Raw genomic sequence first — 22,924 nt, forward strand, 5'->3', positions numbered from 1 at the left:
ACTCACTTCATGGCGTACGTTTTGAGGGAACAAGTCCATGGTTACTTTTGGCGCTCTTCCAAAAGTGACCCGCTGTAAGAGCGGAACCCTAAGTGGCCGTGACCGCAGCAACGGATATGTACTCAATCAAATCCAACGACATGGTCGGCCCGAAGGCCGCCACGGAAGCAATCTCCCTCGCCACAGACCGCTGAAAAATTGTGTAGATACTTATGCTCATCGGGGCAAGCCCCCTCCCACATTTTTAACCCAGTACATCAGACAAAAAACCGGTCGGCTCTAAGGCCGCCGCGCTTTGGCTTTTGATCTCAAATCGCCCCGTCAAACACGCTGGCCGAACACAGGCTTTGGGCATGGCGGCCCACGCTCCAAAGCCGGAGTGAGGGCACACCGAGCCTAGGCGAGATGCCGAGTGTTGGGGCACAGACCACTGAACGTTGTGTAGATACCGATGAGGCCCTCAACCCCAGCGAAAATTATAGCCCCTCCAACTCCGCCATCAAATCACTCAACCGATCCACCTTCTCCGCACTGATTTCATTGGCCGCCAGCCCCTCGATGTACGCGGCCAACTCCGCCACCGTGCTGCATTCGAACATCGCCCGCAGCGGCACATCCCGCTGCAGGGTCTTCTGCACGCGCGAAGCAATCTGCGTGGCCAGCAACGAGTGGCCGCCCAGTTCGAAGAAGTTGTCCTGCACGCCGACCCTGTCGACTTTCAGCACCTCGGCCCAGATCGCGGCCAAGGTGTTTTCCAGTTCGTTGCGTGGTGCCAGGTAGTCCTGGCTGTGCAACTGGCCGATCTCCAGTTCCGGCAGGGCCTTGCGGTCGAGTTTGCCGTTGGCGTTGAGCGGCAGGCGCTCGAGCCATAGCCAGTGCAGCGGCACCATGTACTCCGGCAGTTCGGCGCGCAGGCGTTGCTTGATGCGGTCCAGGCGTTCGCCCGGATTCAGCCTCTCATCGGCGGCCACCAGGTAACCCACCAGATGCTTGCCGTTGACGCCTTCCTGCACGCCCACTGCCGCGTCGCGCACTTGCGGATGTTCGTGCAGGCGCGCTTCGATTTCACCCAGCTCGATGCGGTAGCCGCGAATCTTCACCTGATGGTCGATACGCCCGACGTACTCCAGCACGCCATCGCTGCGCCGCCGTGCCAGGTCGCCGGTGCGGTACAGGCGCTCTCCCGGTGCGCCGAACGGGTTCGGCACAAACACCTGGGCGGTGCGCAGCGGATCGCTGACATACCCACGGCCCACCCCGGTGCCGGCCACGCACAACTCACCGACCGCCCCCTGGGGCACCAATTCCAGCGCGCCATCCACCACGTACAAACGGTTATTGTCCGTCGGCGTACCAATCGGCAGGTAAGTGCCACGGGTGGACGCCAGGTCGACGCGGAAGAACGCCACATCGTCCGAACATTCCGCCGGGCCGTAGGCGTTGACCAGGCCGATCTCCGGGTAACGCAACAACCACTGGTGCGCCAGCTCCGGCGGCATCGCTTCACCGGTCGGCAGCATCCAGCGCAAACCGTCCAGGTTGATGCGATCCTGGGCAAGCATGCCCTGGATCAGCGACGGCACGCTTTCCAGCACGGTGATGCCGTGTGCCTGCACATGGGCCAGCAAGCCCTGCGGATCGTGGGCGATGCTGTTCGGCACGATATCCACCCGTGCGCCGAACAGCGGCGCGGCGAGGAATTGCCACACGGAAATATCGAAGCTTTGCGAGGCGGTCTGGGCGATCACATCCGCTGGCGTCAGGTCCATATACGGCACCTTGCTCAATTGGTTATTGAGCATGCCGCGCTGTTCGACCATTACGCCTTTGGGCAAGCCGGTGGAGCCCGAGGTGTAGATCACGTAGGCAAGGTTGTCCGGGCCGCTGTAGATGCCCGGATTTTCCCCACGGGCAGGCACGTCCTCCCACACCAGCAACTGGCAGTCGACGCCGTCCAGCAGCTCGATGGCCTGCTCGCGGCACGCCTCGGTGCAGACCAGCAACGGTGTGCGACTCAGGTCGATGATGCGGCTCAGGCGCGGGCGTGGCAGGCCCGGGTCCAACGGCAGGTAACCGGCACCGGCCTTGAAGCTGCCGATGATCATGCCCAGCAGGTCGAGGTTACGCTCGGCCAGCAACGCCACCGGTTGGTCCAGGCCGACGCCCGCCGCAATCAATGCATGACCCAGGCCGTTACTGCGCCGGTTCAGCTCGTCATAGGTCCATTGCCGGTCCAGGCAACGGGCGGCGATGCGCTGCGGATGCGCGCTCACCTGGGCTTCGAACAACTCGATATAGCTGCGTTCCAGCGGGTAGGCGTGTTCGCTCTGGTTGCAGCCGTCCAACAGGAACGCGCGTTCCTGTTCGCCCATCAGTGGCAGGTCGGCCATGTCACCATGGAAGCCCTGCACCAGCGCCAGCAGCAGGCGCTTGAATTCACCGAGCATGCCCTGCACGGTGGTTTCATCGAAGTAACGCTGGTCGTAGGACAGGTGCAGGCCGAGGTCATCCCCCGGGTAGCACACGGCGGTCAGCGGGAAATTGGTGTGGGTGCGGCCGGAGTCCGAGGTGGCATTCAGGCTGTGGGCGCGGTCCAGCACCGAGACTTCCACCGGGGCGTTTTCGAACACGAACAGGCTGTCGAACAGCGGCTGGCCCTTGGGCAGTTCGCTGTGTTCCTGGATCGTCACCAGCGGCAGGTATTCGTACTCGCGCAGTTGCATATTGCTGTCGAGCAACGCGTTCAACCACTGGCGTACGCTGCAACGCTGGTCGTCTTCGGGCAGCTTCACCCGCAGCGCGATGCTGTTGATAAACAGGCCGACGGTGCGTTGCATCTCGGGCATTTCCACCGGGCGTCCGGCCACGGTGACGCCGAACAGCACGTCACGCTCGCCACTCAAGCGTCGCAGCACCAAGGCCCAGGCCGCCTGGGCAAAGGTGTTGACGGTGAGTTGATGGGCCTGGGCCAGTTCGCGAAGTTGCGCACCGTCACGGGCGTCGAGGCGGGTGTAGCAGTCACCCACCACCATGCCGCCACTGTGGCCGGCATGTTCGCGCAGGAACGGCCGGTCGCTCGGGATCGGCGTGGTGCGCTCGAAACCTTGCAGGTTCTGCTGCCACCACTGGCGTGCTTCGGCCAGGTTCTGGCGTTGCAGCCAGGCGATGTAGTCGCGGTAGCGCGGCGGCGTGGCCAGCTGCGCCTCACGGCCTTCGCCAAGGGCCATGTAGATATCGAAGAAGTCATTCATCAGCAGCGAGCGGCACCAGGCATCGATCAGGATGTGGTGGTTGCTCATCATGAACCAGTAGCGCGCTTCACCGACGCGGATCAGGCGCAGGTGGAACGGCGCCTGGTGGAGCAGATCGAAACCGGCTTCGCGTTCGGCCTTGAGCAGCGCTTGCAGGCGCGGTTCCTGTTCACTTTCCTGGTCGGCACTCCAATCCAGGTACTCGATCGGCGTGCTGCCCGGCTTGTGGATCACTTGCAGCATGTCTTCACCGACGTTCCAGCAGAACGAGGCGCGCAAGGCTTCGTGGCGAGCGATCACCGCTTGCCAGGCTTGGGCGAAACGCTCGGGGTCCAGAGCGCTGTTGATGCGGTAGCGGTCCTGCATGTAGTAGAGGCCGGTGCCCGGTTCCAGCAGGGTGTGCAGCAGCAGGCCCTCTTGCATCGGGGTCAGCGGGTACACGTCTTCGATGGCGCTGGCCGGTACCGGCAAGCTGTCGAGTTGCGACTGGCTCAAGTGCGCCAGGGGGAAGTCGGACGGCGTGAGGCCGCCGGCGTTGTCCTCCAGGCAATGGGCGACCAACGCTTGCAGTTCGGCCAGGTAGGCCTGCGCCAGGTCCTGGATGGCCTGTGGGTCGTGGCGTTCGCGGCTGAAGGTCCAGCGCAGCACCAGTTCGCCGCCGTACACCTGGCTGTCCACACTCAGTTCGTTGGGCAGCGGCGCATCCGGGTCATGGGCCAGGCCCGCCGATTCGTCCAGTGGGTGGAACAGTGCATCGGCGCCGAAGCTTTGGTCGAACTGGCCAAGGTAGTTAAAGGTGATCTGCGCACTCGGCAAGGCGGCCATGCTCTGTTTGCACAGGTCATCGGCGAGGTAACGCAGCACGCCATAGCCCAACCCTTTATGGGGCACCGCACGCAGCTGTTCCTTGATCGCCTTGATCGAATCGCCCTGCCCGGTTTGCGGGGTCAGGCGCAGCGGGTAAGCGCTGGTGAACCAGCCGACGCTGCGGGTCAGGTCGATGTCGTCGAACAGGCTTTCGCGGCCATGGCCTTCGAGCTGGATCAGCGCCGACCCGTGCCCGCTCCAGCGGCACAGCACACGGGCCAGGGCGGTCAGCAGCAGGTCGTTGACCTGGGTGCGGTAGGCGCTCGGCGCCTGTTGCAGCAACTGGCGGGTGTGTTCGGCATCCAGGCGCACGCTGACGGTATCGGCATCACGGTTGCGCAGCGAACCGTGCGGGCGGGCCACGGGCAATGCCGCGTCAGAGCCGGCCAACCGGTCCTGCCACAGGCTCAGTTCTTCACGCAGGGATTCGCTGCCGGCATACGCCTGCAAGCGCGCGGCCCAATCGCGCAGGGCGCTGGTCTTGGCCGGCAGGCTGACGGACTGGCCGTCGCTGAGCTGGCGGTAAACGTTTTGCAGGTCTTCGAGCAACACGCGCCACGACACACCGTCCACCACCAGGTGATGGATCGCGATCAGCAAGCGTTGCTGGCCTTGGGGGCCATCCACCAGCAAGGCGCGCACCAGCGGGCCGTGTTGCAGGTCGAGGCTGCGCTGGGTGTCGGTGAACAGCGCGGTGCACTGTTGCATGTCGCGCACTTGCGCCTGCATCAGCACGCCGCCTTTCGGCACGGCAAGGTGTTCGGCATGCCATTGCGCATCGCGCCGGGTAAAGCTCAGGCGCAGGGCGTCGTGGTGTTCGAGTACCGCCAGCAGCGCTTGCTCCAGGCGATGAGGCTCGAGCAGTTGCAGCGGCTTGAGCACCAGCGCCTGGTTCCAGTGCTGGCGCGCGGGGATATCGGTGTCAAAGAACCAGTGCTGGATCGGTGTAAGGCCCGAAGCGCCGGTGAGCACGCCTTGCTCGGCGCTGACCTGCTCGGAGCGCGTGGCCACCCCGGCCAGGGTTTGCACGGTCTGGTGCTGGAACAGGTCGCGAGGGCTGAAATGAATCCCCGCCTGCCGCGCGCGGCTGACCACCTGGATCGACAGGATCGAATCGCCGCCCAGTTCAAAGAAGTTATCGTCGAGGCCGACTTGCTGCACGTTCAACACCGCGCACCAGATCGCTGCCAAGGTGCTTTCCAGCTCGTTGCGCGGCGCCACGTACTGTTGCCGATTGGCCTCGGGATTGGGTTGCGGCAGGGCGCGGCGGTCGAGCTTGCCGTTGGCGGTCAGCGGCATGCTGTCGAGTACGATCAGGTGCGCGGGCACCATGTAGTCCGGCAGTTGCGCCTTGAGATGGGCCTTGAGCGCCTCACGCAAGGTGCCGTGGTCGGCGTCGCTGACCAGGTACGCCACCAGTTGCTTGCCACTCGGCGAATCCAGCGCCAGCACCACCGCTTCGCGCACGGCGGCGTGCTCCAGCAGGCGGGTTTCGATCTCGCCCAGTTCGATACGGAAACCGCGAATCTTCACCTGGTGATCGATACGCCCCAGGTACTCCACCAGGCCATCGGCGCGCTGGCGCACCAGGTCGCCGGTGCGATACAGGCGACCGCCCTGGCGGGCAAACGGGTCGGCGACAAACCGTTCGGCCGTCATCCCCGGACGTTCGTGGTAACCCTGGGCCAGACCGGCGCCGCCCACATACAACTCGCCGGTCGCGCCTTGCGGCACCAAGGCCAGGTCGGCGTCGAGAATATAAGCCACGCGGTCGCCGATGATGCTGCCGATCGGCACACTGCCGGCGCCCTCTTCCAACTGCTGCGGCGCCAGGCTGGCCAGGGGCATCACCACGGTTTCGGTCGGCCCATAGGCATTGAAAAACACCTTGGGCTGGAACGCCGCACGGATACGCTGCAGGTGTTCGCCGGTCAGCGCTTCGCCGCCGGTGATGCACATGCGCACCGGCAAGGTCTGGTGCTGGGTTGCCAGCCACTGCGCCAACTGGCTGCCGTAGCTCGGGGTAAAACCAAGGATGGTGATGCCATGGGTACGGATCAGCCCGCAGATTTCCTCGGCATCCCACTGGCCCTGGGCGCGCAGGACCACCTGGGCACCGCTGAGCAGCGGCACCAGCAAACGCTCGGTGGCGGCGTCGAAGTTGATCGAATAGAAATGCAGCTCGCAATCGTCCGGGCGCATGCCGAAGCGCTCGATCACGGCCTGGCAATGCATGGCGATTTCACCGTGGGACACCACCACACCCTTGGGTTTACCGGTGGAACCGGAGGTGTAGATCAGGTAGGCCTGATGTTGCGGCAAACTGATAAACGGCAGCTCGCCGGCCGGGTAATTGGCCAGCACCGGCAAGTCATCTTCCAGGCACCAGCAGGCCACGCTCGCCGGCAATTCGCCAAGGGCGTCGAACATCGCCGCATCGCTGAGCAACAGGCCGATGCCGCTGTCTTCGATCATGTAGTGCAGGCGGTCCAGCGGGTATTCCGGGTCCAGCGGCACATAGGCGCCACCGGCCTTGAGGATCGCCAGCAGGCCGATGACCATTTCCAGCGAGCGCGGCAGCGCCAGGCCGACCCGCACCTGCGGGCCCACGCCGCGCTCGCGCAGCATCCAGGCCAGGCGGTTGGCGCGGGCGTCGAGTTCAGCGTAGGTGAGGGTCACACCGGCAAAGGTCAGCGCCGGGGAATCGCCACGCTTGAGCGCCTGCTGGCTGAACAGTTGCTGGAGGCACTGGTCGAGACGATGCTCGCCCGCCTCCACTCCCAGGCTGTCCTGCAACGCGCGTTGCTCGGTGGCGCTCAGCAACGGCAGTTCGCTGAGGCGTTGTTGCGGGTTGGCGATCAACGCTTCGAGCAGGTTGCGCCAATGCTCGGCCATGCGCGCGATGCGCGGTTCATCGAACAAATCGGTGCTGTAGGTCAGGCAGCAACCCAGGCGGTGGTCGAGGTCGGTGACTTCCAGGTTGAGGTCGAACTTGGTCGCGCGAGCATCGTTGGCCAGGTATTCGACGGTCATGCCGGCCAGTTGGCGGCTCTGCTGGAATTCCCAGCGCTGCACGTTGCACATCACCTGGAACAATGGGTTGTACGCCGCGCTGCGTGGCGGTTGCAGGGCCTCCACCAGATGGTCGAACGGCAGGTCCTGATGGGACTGGCCTTCGATCACGGTGTGACGGACCTGCTCGAACAGCTCGGCAACACTCATCTGCCCCGTGAGCTGGCAACGCAGCACCTGGGTGTTGAGGAACGCGCCGATCAGCCCTTCGCTTTCCGGGCGAATGCGGTTGGCCACCGGCGCGCCGATACGCAGGTCGGTCTGGCCGCTGTAGCGGTAGAGCAGCACGGCCAGGGTGGCGGTCATGGTCATGAACAGGGTCAGGCCACGTTCGGCGTTGAAGGCACGCACACGGGCGGCCAGATCGTCGCTGAGGTCGAAGCGGTACAGCTCGCCCCGGTGACTTTGCACCGGTGGCCGTGGGCGGTCGCCGGGCAATTCGAGCAGTGGGTGTTCGTTGCCCAGTTGCGCGGTCCAGTAGTCCAATTGGCGTTGGCGTTCGCCGGACTCCAGCCACTGGCGTTGCCACACGCTGTAGTCCAGGTACTGCACCGGCAACGGCGCCAGCGGTGACAGGCGCTCATCGATAAAGGCTTCGTACAGCGCGCTGAGTTCACGGGCAAAAATGTCCATGGCCCAGCCTTCGGTGACGATATGGTGCAGGGTCAGCACCAGGTAGTGCTCCCGCTCACCGGCCTTGACCAGGCACGTACGCAGCAGTGGCCCGGTTTCCAGGTTGAACGGGGTGTGCGCCTCGTGGTCGGCCAGTTGCTGCAAACGCTGCTCGCGCTCGCCTTCGTTCAACGCCGACATATCCTGCCAGTCCATGCGCAGGCCGGTCTGCGCCGACACCTTTTGATAGGCCACGCCGTCGACACTCGGGAATGTAGTGCGCAGGGTTTCGTGGCGCATGATCAAGGCCTGCAACGCCGCCTCGAAACGCCCCACATCCAGCACGCCACGCAGGCGCGCCATGCCGCCGACGTTGTAGGCCGGGCTGTCCGGTTCCATCTGCCAGAGAAACCACATGCGCTGCTGGGAATACGACAACGGCACCGGCAAGCTGCGGTCGACGGTGGCGATTGCGGTTTGCTGGTTGCGTTGACCGCTGGCCTGGATCAGGCCGACTTGCTCGGCAAAAGCCCCCAGCTCGCTGGCCTCGAACAAGGTGCGCAACGGCAATTCGACGTCGCAGGCCTGGCGGGTGCGGGAGATGATTTGCGTGGCCAGCAGCGAGTGGCCGCCGAGGGCGAAAAAGTCATCGCGCAGGCCGATTTGCGGCAGGCCGAGCACCTCGCGCCAGATCGCTGCAATCTGCTGCTGCAACGGTGTTTCGGGCTCGATGTGTTCGCGGGTTTGCCACACCGGCGCCGGCAATGCGCGACGGTCGAGCTTGCCGCTGGGGCTCAGGGGCATCGCGTCCAGGCGCATCAGTTGCGCGGGCACCATGTACTCCGGCAACTCGGCGGCCAGGGCGGCTTTGACGTCCTGTTCGTCCAGCGCGCTATGGGCGGTGTAGTAACCGATCAACTGCGCGTCACGCACCAGCACCACGGCCTGGGCGATACCGTCCAGGGCCAGCAGGCGCGCTTCGATTTCTTCCGGCTCCACCCGGAAGCCACGCAGCTTGACCTGCTGATCGAGACGGCCGAGGTATTCGAGCACGCCATCGGCGCTCCAGCGTGCGCGGTCACCGCTGCGATACAAGCGTGCGCCCGCCTCGCCCAACGGGTCGGCGACAAAGCGCTCAGCGGTCAAACCGGCACGCCCAAGGTAACCGCGCGCCAGGCCGATGCCGCCAATGCACAGTTCGCCCGGCACACCGGCCGGCAACGGGTTGAGCTGCTCGTCCAGCACGCGGCAGATCACATTGCCCAGCGGCCGGCCGATCGGCGAGCGCTCGCCATCCTCGGCGCGGCACTGCCAGTGGGTGACGTTGATCGCGGTCTCGGTCGGGCCATAGCGGTTGTGCAATTGCACCGCCGGCAACTGCGCCAATACGCGATTGCGCAACTCGGCGGGCAAGGCTTCGCCACCAGAGAACAGGCGACGCAGGCTGGTGCACTCGGGCACCAGCGGTTCGTCGATAAACAGCTGCAATAGCGGCGGCACAAAGTGCAGCGTGGTCACGCCGTGCGCCTGCACCAACTGCGCGATGCGGTGCGGATCGCGGTGCTCGCCAGGACCGGCCAGCACCAGGCGGCAACCGGTGATCAACGGCCAGAAGCATTCCCACACCGACACGTCGAAACTGATCGGTGCCTTTTGCATCAGCACGTCGCTGTCATTGAGTTGATAGGTGGCCTGCATCCACTGCAAGCGCTCGGCCAGGGCCGCATGGGTATTGCCCACGCCCTTGGGCTGGCCGGTGGAGCCGGAGGTGTAGATCACATAGGCGAGGTTGTCGCCATCGAGGTGCAGGCCGGGCGGCTGGGTCGGCCAGCTGTCGAGGTGCAGGCTGTCCATGGCAATCACGCACACGCCTTCGGCACTCGGTACGCGGTCCAGCAATGCGGTCTGGGTCAACAGCAGGTGCACGCCGCTGTCCTTGAGCATGTAGGCCAGGCGCTCGGCGGGGTAATCCGGGTCCAGCGGCACATAGGCACCACCGGCCTTGATGATCGCCAGCAGGCCCACCAGCAACTGCGGCGAACGTTCGGCGGCGATGGCTACGCACACGTCCGGGCCGACGCCTTTGTCACGCAGGTAATGGGCCAGGCGGTTGGCCTGGGTGTGCAGTTGGGCGAAGGTCAGGCTGCCGTCCTGCCAGACCAGTGCGGTGTTGTCCGAGGTGTGCTGGTTGAGCAGTTCGGGCAGCCATTGTTGAGCGGGTGCGCACGGCGCCTGGCACCACGTTTGCTGTTCATCCTGCTGCATCAGCTGGATGTCGCCGAGGGCTTGCTGCGGTTGCTCACAGACCGCTTGCAACAGGTGGATGTAGTGCTCGGCCAGGCGCTGGATCGTCGCGCTGTCGAACAGTTCATCGGCGTAGTCGAAGGACAGGCTCAGGCGCCCGTTGCGGTCTTCTTCGCTGTGCAGCTGCAGGTCGAACTTGGCTTCGCGGCTGTGCCAGGGCAGCTCGTCGGCGAGCATGCCCGGCAGGCGGCGCAAGGCGCTGAGGTCACGTTGCTGGTGGTTGAACATGACCTGGAACAGGCCTTGTTCGCGGGCTTGCGGGAAGGCTTCCAGCAGTTGCTCGAAGGGCAGGTCCTGATGGGCCTGGGCGCCCAATGCAGTCTGGCGGGTGGCGGCCAGCAGCTCAGTGAAAGGCCGGCGCCCGTCCAGCTCGGCCCGCAGCACCAGGGTGTTGATAAAGAAGCCGATCAGGCCTTGGGTTTCCTGGCGCGGGCGGTTGGCGTTGGGCACGCCGATGCGGATATCGCGCTGGCCGCTGTAGCGGTAGAGCAAGGTCTGGAACGCCGCCAGCAACAGCATGAACGGCGTGGACTCGTGGGTCTGGGCGGTCTGGCGAATCGCCTCGCTGAGGCTGACACTCAGGCGCACACTATGGCGCGACGCACTGTGGCGTTGCCGGGCCGCACGCGGGTGGTCGGTGGCCAGGCTCAGGGTCGGATGCTCGTCGCCCAACTGCGCTTTCCAGTACGCCAGTTGGCGCTGGCCTTCACCGTCGGCCAGCCATTGGCGCTGCCAGCTGCCGTAGTCGGCGTACTGCAAGGCCAGTGGCGGCAACACCAGGGCCTGGCCCTGGCTTGCGGCGGCGTACAGGCGCGAGAACTCGTCGATGAGGATATTCAACGACCAGCCATCGGCGATGATGTGGTGCAGGGTCACCAGCAACTGGTGATCGTCCTCGTCCAGGCGCACCAGGGTCACCCACAGCAGCGGGCCTTTTTCCAGGTCGAACAGGGTACGGGCTTCGTCCTCCCGGATCTGTTGCGCGCGGGCTTCACGCTCGGCGACGGGCAAGGCGCTGAGATCGATAACCTGCAGGTCGAAATCACTGTTGGCCTCCACACGCTGGAAGCCCTGGCCATCGCGTTCATAGAAGCGGGTGCGCAGGGCTTCGTGGCGCTGGATCAGGTGCTGGAAGCTCGAGCGCAGCGCGTCTTCATCCAGCTCGCCACGCAGGCGCAAAGCGCCGGGGATGGTGTAGGCGCTGCTTTGCGGGTCCAGTTGCCAGGTGATCCACAGGCGGTTCTGGGCCAGGGATTGGGGCAGTTCGTCCTGGCGCGACAACGGGCGGATCGCACCTTGGGCAATGCCGCCGTCCTGTTGCAGGTGCGCCACGCCGGCGGCGAACCCGGACAGCGTCGGCGCCTCGAACAGCAGGCGCAGGTTCAGCTCCAGGCCGAGGGTTTCCCGCAGGCGCGCCACCACCTGAGTGGCGGTGATGGAGTTGCCGCCGAGCAGGAAGAAGTGGTCATCGGCCGCCACCGTGGCAACCTGCAACTGCTCGCACCAGATCGCGGCGATCCGGCTTTGCAGTTCGGATTCCAGCACAACAGCGCTCGCCTGGGCGTGCAGATCGGGGAACTGCGCGTAGCAGTCGAGGCTGCCGTCGGCCTGCCGAAGCGCGCACGCCGCACGCTGCACCTTGCCGCTTGAGGTCTTGGGCAGGCCGCCGGGGTTGAGTAGCACCACCACGCACGGCGCTTCTTGATAGGCCTCGGCCACGGCTTGGCGGATGGCTTTGATCAGCGCTTCAGGCGGCAGGATCTTCTGCACGCTGCGGCTGATTTCCGCGGCGATGCCGATGCCTTCCAGGCCGTTGTCATTCACCGCAAACGCCGCGACCCGGCCCTTGCGCACCACTTCCACTTCACGCTCGATGGTCTGTTCGATGTCCTGGGGGTACAGGTTATGACCGCGCACGATCAGCAGGTCTTTCAGGCGACCGGTGATGTACACCTCGCCCTCGCGGATAAAGCCCAGGTCACCGGTGCGCAGCCAGGTACGGCCGGCATGCTGCACGAAGGTCTTGGCGCTGGCCTCCGGGTTGCGCCAGTAGCCGTGGGCGATGCTCGGGCCGCTGGCCCAGAGTTCGCCGACGCAGTTGTCGGCCAGCTCGCTCAGTGTGTGCGGGTCGGCGATCAGCACCGCGTGTTCCGGCTGGGAGGTGCCGCAACTCATGATCGCACTGCCCTGCCCCGGCTCGGCGCGGTTGGCGGCCAGGGCCTGCTCGTCGACGCGCAGCGCCGGGATGCCATGGCCACGCCGGCCGCCGGCGACAAACAGGGTGGCTTCGGCCAGGCCGTAGGAGGCGAAGAAACTATCCGAGGTAAACCCGCAGGCGGCGAACTTCTCGGCGAAGCGCTCGAGGGTGTCGAGGCGGATCGGTTCGGAGCCGGAATAGGCCACGCGCCAGTTGCTCAAGTCCAGGCGTTCCAGGGCCGACTCACTGACCCGCTCGCTGCACAGGCGGTAGGCGAAATCCGGCCCGCCGCTGATGGTGCCGCGGTATTCGCTGATCGCTTCGAGCCAGCGCAGCGGCCGGCCGAGGAAATAGGCCGGCGACATCAATACGCACGGCACGCCGCTGAAAATCGGTTGCAGCAGGCCACCGATCAAGCCCATGTCGTGGTACAGCGGCAGCCAGCTGACGATCACGTCGTCAGGGTTCAGGTCGATGCCAAAGCCGCGCCGGATCAGCACTTCGTTGGCCACCAGGTTGCCGTGGCTGACTTGCACGCCCTTGGGCAACGCGGTGGAGCCGGAGGTGTATTGCAGGAAGGCGATGTCGTCGGGGTGCAGGTCGGGGGCGCTCCAGGCGCTGGCGATCTGTGCGTCGAGGGTGTCGACACTCAGCACCGGCGGCGCGTTTTCGATCTGCGCGAGGCCATCGGCCAGGCTGGCGATGGTCAGCAACAGACGCGGTTCGGCGTCACCGATAATCGACAGCAAACGCTCCTGGTGATGACGGCGGGTGGACTCCGGCGGGTAGGCCGGCACCGCGATCACCCCGGCGTACAGGCAGCCGAAGAACGCCGCGACGTAGTCCGGGCCACTGGGGAACAGCAGCACCGCACGGTCGCCCTGTGCCGCATTGGCCTGGAGGGCGGCGGCGATGGTGCGGGCGCGTTGGTCCAGGTCACGGTAACTGAGTACCACGTTGTGCTCGGCCGACTCGGCGAGGAAGCGCAGGGCGACCTGGTCCGGGGCCTGGGCGGCGCGACGTTGAAGGGACTCGACCAGGGTGCGGGGAAGTTCGAAGGCGTCCATCATGGGGTTCCTGCCTGAAATCGGCTTACGGGAAATTCGGGAATGGGAGAGCGATCAGCCGGCGGCCAGTTGCCGCGCCGCGCCAATGCGCCAGCGGGCCAGGTGTTCGTCGGCATAGCGCCGCACGCAGCGCAATACGGCGCTTTCGTGCTGGATAAGGAAGAAGTGGTGGCCGTCGAACATGTCCAGGGAAAAACCGCTGGCGGCATCGAGCTGCCAGTCGAGCAACTGGTCGGCGCGCACGCTGTCCTGCTTGCCGCCGAACACATGGATCGGCAGGTCCAGCGGCTTGCGCTCGCCGTAGGTGAAGCTGCCGCACAGCAGGAAGTCGGCACGCAGGATCGGCAGCATCAACTGCATCAGCTCGGGATTGGCCAGGGCTTCTTCGGCGGTGCCTTGCAGTTCGCGCAGGCGGGCGATCAGTTGCGCGTCGGTCTTTTCGATGGCGTATTCGCTGACATCGCGGCGAGCCGGACCGGCCGTGCCGGAGGCGAACAGCGCCAGCGGCGCAGGGACATTTCGTGCGTTTAACGCGTGGGCCAATTCAAAGGCCAGCAGGCCGCCGAGACTATGGCCGAACAACGCGTAAGGGCCGCTCAAGTCGCGACTGATTTCCTCCGCGAGCTGCGCCGCCAAGGCCTTGATATCGCGCTGCAGGGGCTCGTCCATGCGCATGCCCCGCCCAGGCAGTTCCAGCGGACACACCTGCAACCACTCCGGCAACGTGCGGCGCCAACGTGCGTAAACCATGGCGCTGGCGCCCGAATAGGGCAGGCAGAACAGGCGCAGTCGAGTCGGCGTAGTCATCCAGCGACGACTCCAAACTGAAACACGCTGTATGCACGATAAAAACCCATGTCGTCCTCCTGCGGGTGCTGATCCTTGGCCGCTTGACTAGCGACCCTGTCACCCAGAAGAACGGACGGCACCGGCAAATAATTAGTCGCCGGGTACCTGCGAGACGTGGTTCACACCAAACAAGAAAGCATAAGATTAGTTCGCCTTCTCATTTGACAATCATTATCATTAAGCATAATTTGTTGCCCGATGTGTAGGAGGCCTCAGCAAGGACGCCCTCCCCTAACCTCTTTTGCGACAAGGTGATTTCCATGACGGAACAAGTATCCACAGGCAGGTGCGACTCACCACTTCTCCAGGCATTTGTCGACAATCGACTGATTCTGGTGAAGATTGCGGCACGTATTACCGGGTGCCGCTCCCGTGCCGAAGATGTAGTGCAGGACGCCTACTTCCGCCTGCAATCGGCGCCGACGATCACGTCATCGTTCAAGGCCCAACTGAGTTATCTGTTCCAGATCGTGCGCAACCTGGCGATCGATCACTACCGCAAGCAGGCCCTGGAACTCAAATATTCCGGGACGGAAGAGGAAGGCTTGAATGTGGTCATTCACGGCGCTTCACCGGAAACCTCCCACATCAATTTCAACACCCTGGAAAACATCGCCGACGCCCTGACGGAGTTGCCCCAGCGCACCCGCTACGCGTTCGAGATGTACCGCCTGCACGGTGTGCCGCAAAAGGACATTGCCAAGGAACTGGGGGTTTCACCGACGTTGGTGAACTTCATGATTCGCGATGCGCTGGTGCACTGCCGCAAGGTGTCCGGCAACCATAGCGATACGTTTGCACGGCGGGTGTGATTGAGGTGAAAGGGCTTGTTGTGGTGAGCGGGCAAGCCCTAATGCCAGTCAGTTAAGCGTACATCGCCTCCTGTAGGAGCGAGCTTGCTCGCGAAAAACGTCAACGATAACGCGTGCTTCCTGAATGAACGCGGCGCCTGTGAGTTTTTCGCGAGCAAGCTCGCTCCTACAAAAAGCCTTAACTGACTGGCATTAGGGCTTGCCCCGCTCACCACAACCAAAACCCGAACCACAGCCGCACTCATCCGAGCCAAGATCAGGGCACAGGCATCACATCAATACGATACGGCTCGAAAATCTTCAGCATCTCGCCGCTATCGCGCAGTCGCTTGAGCAACCCCGAAAACGCCTCGCCCGTGATCGGCGCCTTGGGCCGCAGCAACGCGTAGTGGTGATAGACCTGGTCGATGCGCTCCGAGACCAGGAACTGCCCGGCCATATCCGCATTGCGCACCATGAAGTCACTCAGGTACGAACGGGTTACCAAGGCGATGTCCGCACGCCCGCGCGCAACCATCAGCAGGTTGCTGTCATGGGAATAGGTCAAGGTGGCGTTGAAGTGCTCGGCCAAGTACTTGGGGTCGGGGTTGAAGTTGGCAAAGGCGTAGTGATAGCCGCTGAACACCGCCAGGCGTTTCCCGGCAAGGTCGGCGAAATAGTCCTGGCCTCGACCGGGCTCACGCTGGGCGACGAAGATTTCCGCGTCTTCCAGGCCCATGTCGATGCTGGTGTGGGCAACCTTCTGCCAGCCCCAATCGGGATTTTCGAAGATGGCCATGTCGATACGGCCTTGTTCGAAATCACGAAAACGCCGAGGGATGGAGGTGGGTACCAGCACAAACTGGTAGTCGGTTTGCGAGGCGTTCAGGGCCTCCACCAGTTGCGGCAACAGACCGGTGTCGGCGCCTTGCTCCGGGCGCACGGTGTAGGGCGGAAAATGCGCCGCGCCGATGCGCACCAGTTGCGCAGCCGAAGCCGGCAACCACGCTGCGGTGCCGAGTGCCCATAAAGTAAGTCCTGCAGCCAACCGCCATGGCGAAAACATCAAGGCACACACCGTTCAATACATCGATGTCGATAAGCTAGGCGTTTTTGTCCAGCTAGACAACTTTCCACCGGCAAATTAATAGCTTGCGCCTCAATCGGCCTTCAAAACCATCAACAAGGCTTCTTCGGCCAATTGCTCCAGGGTCAGGTTGCCCTCGGCGCGAAACCAGGTGGTGGTCCAGGACAAGGCCCCGGTGAGGAAGCGTCGCGCAATAAACACATCGCCCTTGATGTAACCCGCCGTCTTGGCCTCGCCCAACACCTGCAGCCAAATGTCTTCATACACATCGCGCAGCGCCAGCACCTGGGCCTGGGCGTCGGCCGAGAGCGAACGCCATTCATACACCAGCACCGCCATGGCCTCGCCGCTGCCACCCATGATCGACTGCAATTCGCAGCGAATCAGCGCCAGCACACGTTCGCGTACGGTGCTCGCCTCCTCGAGCGAGGCACGCATCAAGGCCGTGTTGTAGTGGATGGTTTCCTCCATCACCGCACGCAGGATCTCGTCCTTGCTCTTGAAGTGATGAAAGATACTGCCGGACTGGATGCCCACGGCACTGGCCAGGTCACGCACGGTGGTGCGTTCAAAGCCCTTGTTGCGAAACAGGTGCGCCGCGGTTTGCAGCAACTTGCCCCGGGCACTGTCGGGGTCGGTCAATTGGCCGCCGTCGACCATGGTGCGCATCACCCGCAGGGCTTTGTGCTCATCCATGCTGCTCTCCTCTACTTCTACTGACGTCTTGGCCGGCAATTTAGGCCGTGCCAGTCACCCAAGCAAGCGCTTGGGCAAAACTTGTGACCGGAGTTTACAAACCAAGCGCTTGCTTGGTAGTCTCGTTGCCAGCCATTCGAGGAAGGATTTCTCATGAGCAAGACGGTTCGTATCGGCTGCGCCAGCGCCTTCTGGGGTGACACCTGCAGCGCCGCCGCGCAGTTGGTGCACGGCGGCAAGCTGAACTACCTGGTGTTCGACTACCTGGCGGAAGTCACGATGTCGATCCTCGCCGGTGCACGGATGAAAGATCCCCAGGCCGGCTACGCCACGGATTTCGTCGAGGTGCTCACACCGCTGCTGGCCGAGATCCAGCGCCAGGGCATCCGCGTGATCAGCAATGCCGGCGGCATCCACCCCCAGGCCTGCGCCGCCGCCCTGCAAGCTGCCTGCGATAAAGCCCAGGTGCCGTTGAAAATCGCCGTGCTGCTGGGCGATGACCTGCACCCCCGGCTCAAGCACCTGCACGGCATCACCGACATGTTCAACGGCGCGCCGCTGCCGCCCCTGTGCGTATCGGCCAATGCCTACCTCGGCGCACCGGGCATTGCCCAGGCGCTGCAACTGGGCGCGGACATCGTCATCACCGGCCGGGTGGTCGACAGCGCGGTGGTCAGCGCGGCGCTGGTGCATGAGTTCGGTTGGTCGTGGCAGGACTATGACCGCCTGGCCCAGGCCGCGCTGGCCGGGCATATCATTGAATGCGGCGCGCAGTGTACCGGTGGCAACTTCACCGACTGGCGCGACGTGCCCGACTACGAGCACATCGGCTTCCCCATCGTCGAAGTCAATGCCGATGGCCAGTTCACGGTCAATAAAGTCGAGGGCAGCGGTGGCCTGATCAGCGAACTGAGCGTGGCCGAACAACTGCTGTATGAAATCGGCGACCCTCACGCGTATCTGCTGCCCGATGTGATCTGCGATTTCAGCCAGGTGAAGCTGCAGCAGCAAGGCAAAAACTGCGTACGCCTGCACGGCGCCAAGGGGTTGCCGCCAACGCACCAGTACAAGGTCAGCGCCACGTACCCGGAAGGCTTTCGCTGCACCGCCAGTTGCCTGATCGCCGGGATCGATGCGGTGGCCAAGGCCGAGCGGGTCAGCCAGGCGATCATCAACAAGACCTCGGAACTGTTCAGCCAGCGCGGCTGGGCGCCCTACACCGACGTAAATATCGAACTGCTGGGCAGCGAAGCGACGTATGGCCCCCGCGCCCTGCGCCACGACTGCCGCGAGGTGGTGGTCAAGCTGGCGGTGCGCCACCCGAGCAAGCCGGCGCTGGTGCTGTTCGCCCGCGAGATCGCCCAGGCGGCCACGGGCATGGCGCCGGGGCTGGCCGGGATTGTCGGCGGGCGGCCGACGGTGTACTCGCTGATCCGCTTGTTCTCGTTCCTGATCGATAAGGCCGCCTGCGAGGTGGTAGTCGACTTCCAGGGCCAACGCCACGTCTGCACGCTGCCCATCGCCGACGCGCCGATCCTGCCTGCCGCGCCGATGGATCCACCCCAGCCCCAAGGCCGCGCCGACGCCAGCGTGGCGCTGGTGAAACTCGCCGTGGCGCGCTCCGGCGACAAGGGCAACCACAGCAATATCGGGGTTATCGCCCGCGCCCCCGAGTACCTGCCGTGGATTGCCGAAGCGCTGACGCCAGAGGTGCTCGTCGACTGGATGGGCCACGTGCTCGACCCCGTGCACGGCCGCGTAGAACGCTGGTATTTGCCCGGCAGCCACAGCCTCAATTTCCTGCTGGAAAACGCCCTGGGCGGCGGCGGCATCGCCAGCCTGCGCATCGACCCCCAGGGCAAGGCCTTCGCCCAGCAGCTGTTGGAAATCCCCATCGCCGTGCCGCAACACATCGCCGATCAACTCACATAAAGGAGCGTCGCCGTGGCCTTCGACTCGATCTTCAAAGCCGGCCTGTTCCAGGGTCACACCGTGATCGTCAGCGGCCGCGACACAAGGCGGAGCAATAAACCATGCCGCTGATTGACAGCCTGATCGATCCCCACAGCCCGCAGTTCGCCCAGAACCGCGCCGCCATGCTGGCAGGCATCCAACACCTGCGCCAGTTGGAACAGACCCTGCTGAGCAAGGCCGAGGAGGCCAGGCCCAAGTTCGAAAAACGTGGCCAACTGCTGCCCCGCGAGCGCCTCAACCTGCTGCTGGACCCTGGCGCGCCGTTCCTGGAACTGGCGAGCCTGGCCGGTTACAAGCTGCATGATGACAAGGACGGCAGCGCCGCCGGCGGTGGGCTGATCGCCGGCATCGGCTACGTCAGCGGCGTGCGCATGCTGGTGGTGGCCAATAACAGCGCGATCAAGGGCGGCACCGTTTCGCCCTCCGGCCTGAAAAAATCCCTGCGCCTGCAACAGATCGCCATGGACAACAAACTGCCGGTGGTGACCCTCGCCGAAAGCGGTGGCGCCAACCTCAACTATGCCGCGGAGATTTTCATCGAAGGCGCGCGCAGCTTTGCCAACCAGGCGCGCATGTCCGCCATGGGCTTGCCGCAGATCACCGTGGTGCACGGCTCGGCCACGGCGGGTGGCGCGTACCAGCCAGGGCTGTCGGATTACGTGGTGGTGGTGCGCGGCAAGGCCAAGCTGTTCCTTGCCGGCCCGCCGCTGCTCAAGGCGGCGACCGGTGAAGTCGCCACCGATGAAGAATTGGGCGGCGCCGAAATGCATGCACAGATCGCCGGCACTGCCGAATACCTGGCGGAAAATGACGCCGATGGCGTGCGCATCGTGCGTGAAATCGTCAGCCTGTTGCCCTGGGATGAGCGCCTGCCGTTGACGCCCAAACGCACTTACGCCGAGCCGCTGTACCCCATCGACGACCTGCTGGGGCTGATCCCCGCTGACCCGAAAAAGCCCTACGACGTGCGCGAAATCCTCGCGCGCCTGGCCGACGGTTCGCAGTTCCTCGAGTTCAAGGCAGCGTTCGACGCCCATACCGTCTGCGGCCATCTGCACATCCAGGGCCGCGCGGTCGGCGTGATCGGCAACAACGGCCCGATCACGCCCAAGGGCGCGAGCAAGGCGGCGCAGTTTATCCAGCTGTGTGACCAGAGCCGCACACCGCTGCTGTTCCTGCACAACACCACCGGCTTCATGGTGGGTACCGAAGCGGAGCAGCAAGGGGTGATCAAGCATGGCGCGAAGATGATCCAGGCGGTGGCCAACGCACGGGTGCCTAAACTCACGGTGGTGGTCGGTGGCTCCTACGGCGCCGGCAACTATGCAATGTGCGGTCGCGGCCTGGACCCGCGTTTTATCTTCGCCTGGCCCAACAGCCGCACGGCGGTGATGGGCGGTGCCCAGGCGGGCAAGGTGCTGCGGATCGTCACCGAGGCCAAGCAGTTGAAAGACGGCCTGGTGCCGGATCCCAAGGTGCTGGACATGCTCGAACAGGTCACCGCGCAAAAACTCGACAGCCAGTCCACCGCCCTCTATGGCAGCGCGAACCTGTGGGATGACGGGCTGATAGACCCACGGGATACCCGTACCTTACTCGGCTTTCTGCTGGACATCTGTCACGAGGCCGACGTCCGCGAGTTGCAGCCCAACAGCTTCGGCATCGCGCGCTTCTAACCGGAGAACAAGAACAATGATCTTCACCCAGGAACATCAGGAACTGCGCCGCACCGTCCGTGCCTTCGTCGACCGCGAGATCAACCCCCATGTGGACGCATGGGAAAAGGCCGGGCACTTCCCCATCCACGACATCTTCCGCAAGGCCGGCGACCTCGGCTTGCTGGGGATTTCCAAACCGGAGCAATTCGGCGGCATGGGCCTGGACTACAGCTACTCGATCGTCGCCGCCGAAGAGTTCGGCACCATCCGCTGCGGCGGCATACCCATGTCCATCGGCGTGCAGACCGATATGTGCACCCCCGCCCTCGCCCGCTTCGGTACCGATGAATTGCGCGACGAATTCCTGCGCCCGGCCATCAGCGGCGAGCAGGTCGGTTGCATCGGTGTCTCGGAAACCGGCGCCGGCTCCGACGTAGCCGGGCTCAAGACCCATGCGCGCAAGGACGGCGACGACTATGTGATCAACGGCAGCAAAATGTGGATCACCAACTCGCCCAGCGCCGACTTTATCTGCCTGTTGGCCAACACCTCCGACGACAAGCCGCATATCAACAAGTCGCTGATCATGGTGCCGATGAACACCCCAGGGATCAGCGTCAGCCCGCCCCTGGAAAAACTCGGCATGCACAGCTCCGAGACCGCCCAGGTGTTCTTCGACGGCGTGCGCGTACCCCAGCGCAATCGCATCGGCCATGAAGGCGCGGGTTTCATGATGCAGATGCTGCAGTTCCAGGAGGAACGCCTGTTTGGCGCGGCCAATATGATCAAGGGCCTGGAGTACTGCATCGACAGTACCGTCGAGTACTGCAAGGAACGCCAGACCTTCGGCAAGGCGCTGATCGACAACCAGGTGATTCACTTTCGCCTGGCCGAACTGACCACCGAAATCGAATGCCTGCGCGCACTGGTCTACCAGGCCACCGAACAGTACATCAAGGGCCAGGACGTGACCCGCCTGGCCTCCATGGCCAAGCTCAAGGCCGGGCGCCTTGGCCGCGAAGTCAGCGACAGTTGCCTGCAGTACTGGGGCGGCATGGGATTCATGTGGGACAACCCGGTGGCCCGCGCTTATCGCGATGTGCGCCTGGTGTCGATTGGCGGCGGTGCCGATGAAATCATGCTGGGCATCATCTGCAAGTTGATGGGCACTTTGCCGGGGAAAAAGCCATGAATACCCTGCTGCTCGAACCCCACAACGGCGTGTTGCACATCACCCTCAACCGGCCCGAATGCCGCAATGCCATGAGCCTGGAAATGGTCAACGAACTGCGCGCGGTGCTGGCCGGGTTGGACAGCCAGGTGCGCGCCGTGGTGATCAGCGGCGCAGGCGGGCATTTTTGCGCCGGTGCCGATGTGAAGGACCTGGTCAGCGCCGGCGATCAATTGCAGGCCCTGAACCGGGCCTTCGGCACGTTGCTGCAAGCGGTGGAAGCCGTGTCGCAAGTGGTCATCGTGGTGCTGCAAGGCGCGGTGCTGGGCGGCGGGTTTGGCCTGGCCTGCGTGAGTGACATCGCGATTGCCGATCACCAGGCGCAGTTCGGTTTGCCGGAGACCAGCCTGGGGTTGCTGCCGGCACAGATTGCGCCGTTTGTGGTCAAGCGTATCGGCCTGACCCAGGCGCGGCGACTGGCGCTGACGGCGGCGCGGTTCGATGGGTTGGAAGCTCAACGGCTGGGGCTGGTGCACTTCACCGAGACCGACCCGCAGGCGTTGGCGGAGCGTCTGGATGAGGTGCTGGGGCAGGTGCTGCGCTGCGCGCCGGGCGCCAACGCGCGTACCAAGGCGCTGTTGCTGGCCAGCGTGGAGCAGCCCTTGGGGCCGCTGCTGGACCAGGCGGCGCAGTGGTTTGCCGAGGCGGTGACCAGTGCGGAAGGGATTGAGGGGACGCAGGCGTTTGTGCAGAAGAGAAAGCCTCGGTGGTGCAAGTGACGCCCGCTGAGCATGGTTATCTACACAATTTTCTGTGGTCTGTGGCGAGGGCGCTTGCTGCCGTGGCGGCCTTCGGGCCGACCATGTCGTTGGCTTTGAGCGAGTACATATCCGTTGCTGCGGTCACGGCCGCTATGGGTTCCGCCCTTACGGCGGGTCACTTTGGAAAAGCCCCAAAGTAACCAAAGGGCTCTTGCCCCACCACTCGGTACCTCGCCTAGGCTCGGTATGCCCGAACACAGGCTTGAATCCGTGGGCCGCCGTCATGGGCCATCCATGGCCCAGGACGGCTAACCCGGCGTCCTGCCGGGTTACCCACGGATTCAAGCCTGCGTTCGGCCAGCGTGGTTAACGGGGCGCCTGAGATCAAGATCAAAAGCCAGAGCCAGAGNGTTAAGGAAGTAGAAGCCACACCGCGCACGCTTCAATAATCAGGTCGGCTTTAAGGCCGCCTCGCTTTGTTTTTGATCTGGGATCGCCCCGTCAAACACGCTGGCCGAACGCAGGCTTTGGAGCGTGGGTAACCCGGCAGGACGCCGGGTTAGCCGC

General features: G+C 64.2%; 9 protein-coding genes. 5 read left to right on the plus strand and 4 right to left on the minus strand.

From position 1 onward, the window contains the following. Positions 1-476: 476 nt before the first annotated feature. Together PspCFBP13509_RS30745 and PspCFBP13509_RS30750 are read right to left on the minus strand one after the other, a co-directional pair. On the minus strand, positions 477-13,373 hold the full coding sequence (locus tag PspCFBP13509_RS30745) for a non-ribosomal peptide synthetase (RefSeq protein WP_137213150.1): 12,897 nt from the start codon (positions 13,371-13,373) through the stop codon (positions 477-479). Between the two features lie 51 nt (positions 13,374-13,424). Then, entirely contained in the window at positions 13,425-14,177 is a 753-nt protein-coding gene (locus PspCFBP13509_RS30750; protein WP_065927223.1) for a thioesterase II family protein, read from the minus strand. Positions 14,178-14,479: 302 nt separating this feature from the next. Between PspCFBP13509_RS30750 and PspCFBP13509_RS30755 the strand changes: the two genes are divergently transcribed. Then, entirely contained in the window at positions 14,480-15,031 is a 552-nt protein-coding gene (locus tag PspCFBP13509_RS30755) for an RNA polymerase factor sigma-70 (RefSeq protein WP_027603895.1), read from the plus strand. A 256-nt stretch (positions 15,032-15,287) separates the two neighbouring features. On the opposite strand, the gene PspCFBP13509_RS30760 is transcribed toward PspCFBP13509_RS30755, so the two are convergent. Continuing rightward, positions 15,288-16,076 carry a substrate-binding periplasmic protein gene (locus PspCFBP13509_RS30760; RefSeq protein ID WP_065927222.1) on the minus strand — a complete coding sequence of 263 codons (789 nt, stop codon included), beginning with the start codon at positions 16,074-16,076 and terminating at the stop codon, positions 15,288-15,290. Between the two features lie 93 nt (positions 16,077-16,169). Beyond that, positions 16,170-16,793 (minus strand): TetR/AcrR family transcriptional regulator, encoded by a 624-nt coding sequence (locus PspCFBP13509_RS30765; protein WP_137213151.1) that lies wholly within the window; start codon positions 16,791-16,793, stop codon positions 16,170-16,172. A gap of 153 nt (positions 16,794-16,946) precedes the next feature. Here PspCFBP13509_RS30765 and PspCFBP13509_RS30770 point away from each other — a divergent pair, with 153 nt between their 5' ends. From PspCFBP13509_RS30770 to PspCFBP13509_RS30785, 4 genes are all read left to right on the plus strand, one after another. Next, on the plus strand, positions 16,947-18,725 hold the full coding sequence (locus PspCFBP13509_RS30770) for an acyclic terpene utilization AtuA family protein (RefSeq protein WP_137213152.1): 1,779 nt from the start codon (positions 16,947-16,949) through the stop codon (positions 18,723-18,725). A 101-nt stretch (positions 18,726-18,826) separates the two neighbouring features. Beyond that, entirely contained in the window at positions 18,827-20,443 is a 1,617-nt protein-coding gene (locus tag PspCFBP13509_RS30775) for an acyl-CoA carboxylase subunit beta (RefSeq protein ID WP_137213153.1), read from the plus strand. A 16-nt stretch (positions 20,444-20,459) separates the two neighbouring features. Beyond that, positions 20,460-21,617 carry a citronellyl-CoA dehydrogenase gene (atuD, locus tag PspCFBP13509_RS30780; RefSeq protein WP_137213154.1) on the plus strand — a complete coding sequence of 386 codons (1,158 nt, stop codon included), beginning with the start codon at positions 20,460-20,462 and terminating at the stop codon, positions 21,615-21,617. Further along, positions 21,614-22,375, plus strand: coding sequence for an enoyl-CoA hydratase/isomerase family protein (locus PspCFBP13509_RS30785; RefSeq protein WP_092486482.1), 762 nt, complete (start codon positions 21,614-21,616; stop codon positions 22,373-22,375). Before atuD ends, PspCFBP13509_RS30785 begins: the two co-directional genes overlap by 4 nt. Positions 22,376-22,924 lie beyond the last annotated feature (549 nt).

The organism is Pseudomonas sp. CFBP13509 (assembly GCF_005233485.1).
Classification (GTDB): domain Bacteria; phylum Pseudomonadota; class Gammaproteobacteria; order Pseudomonadales; family Pseudomonadaceae; genus Aquipseudomonas; species Aquipseudomonas marginalis.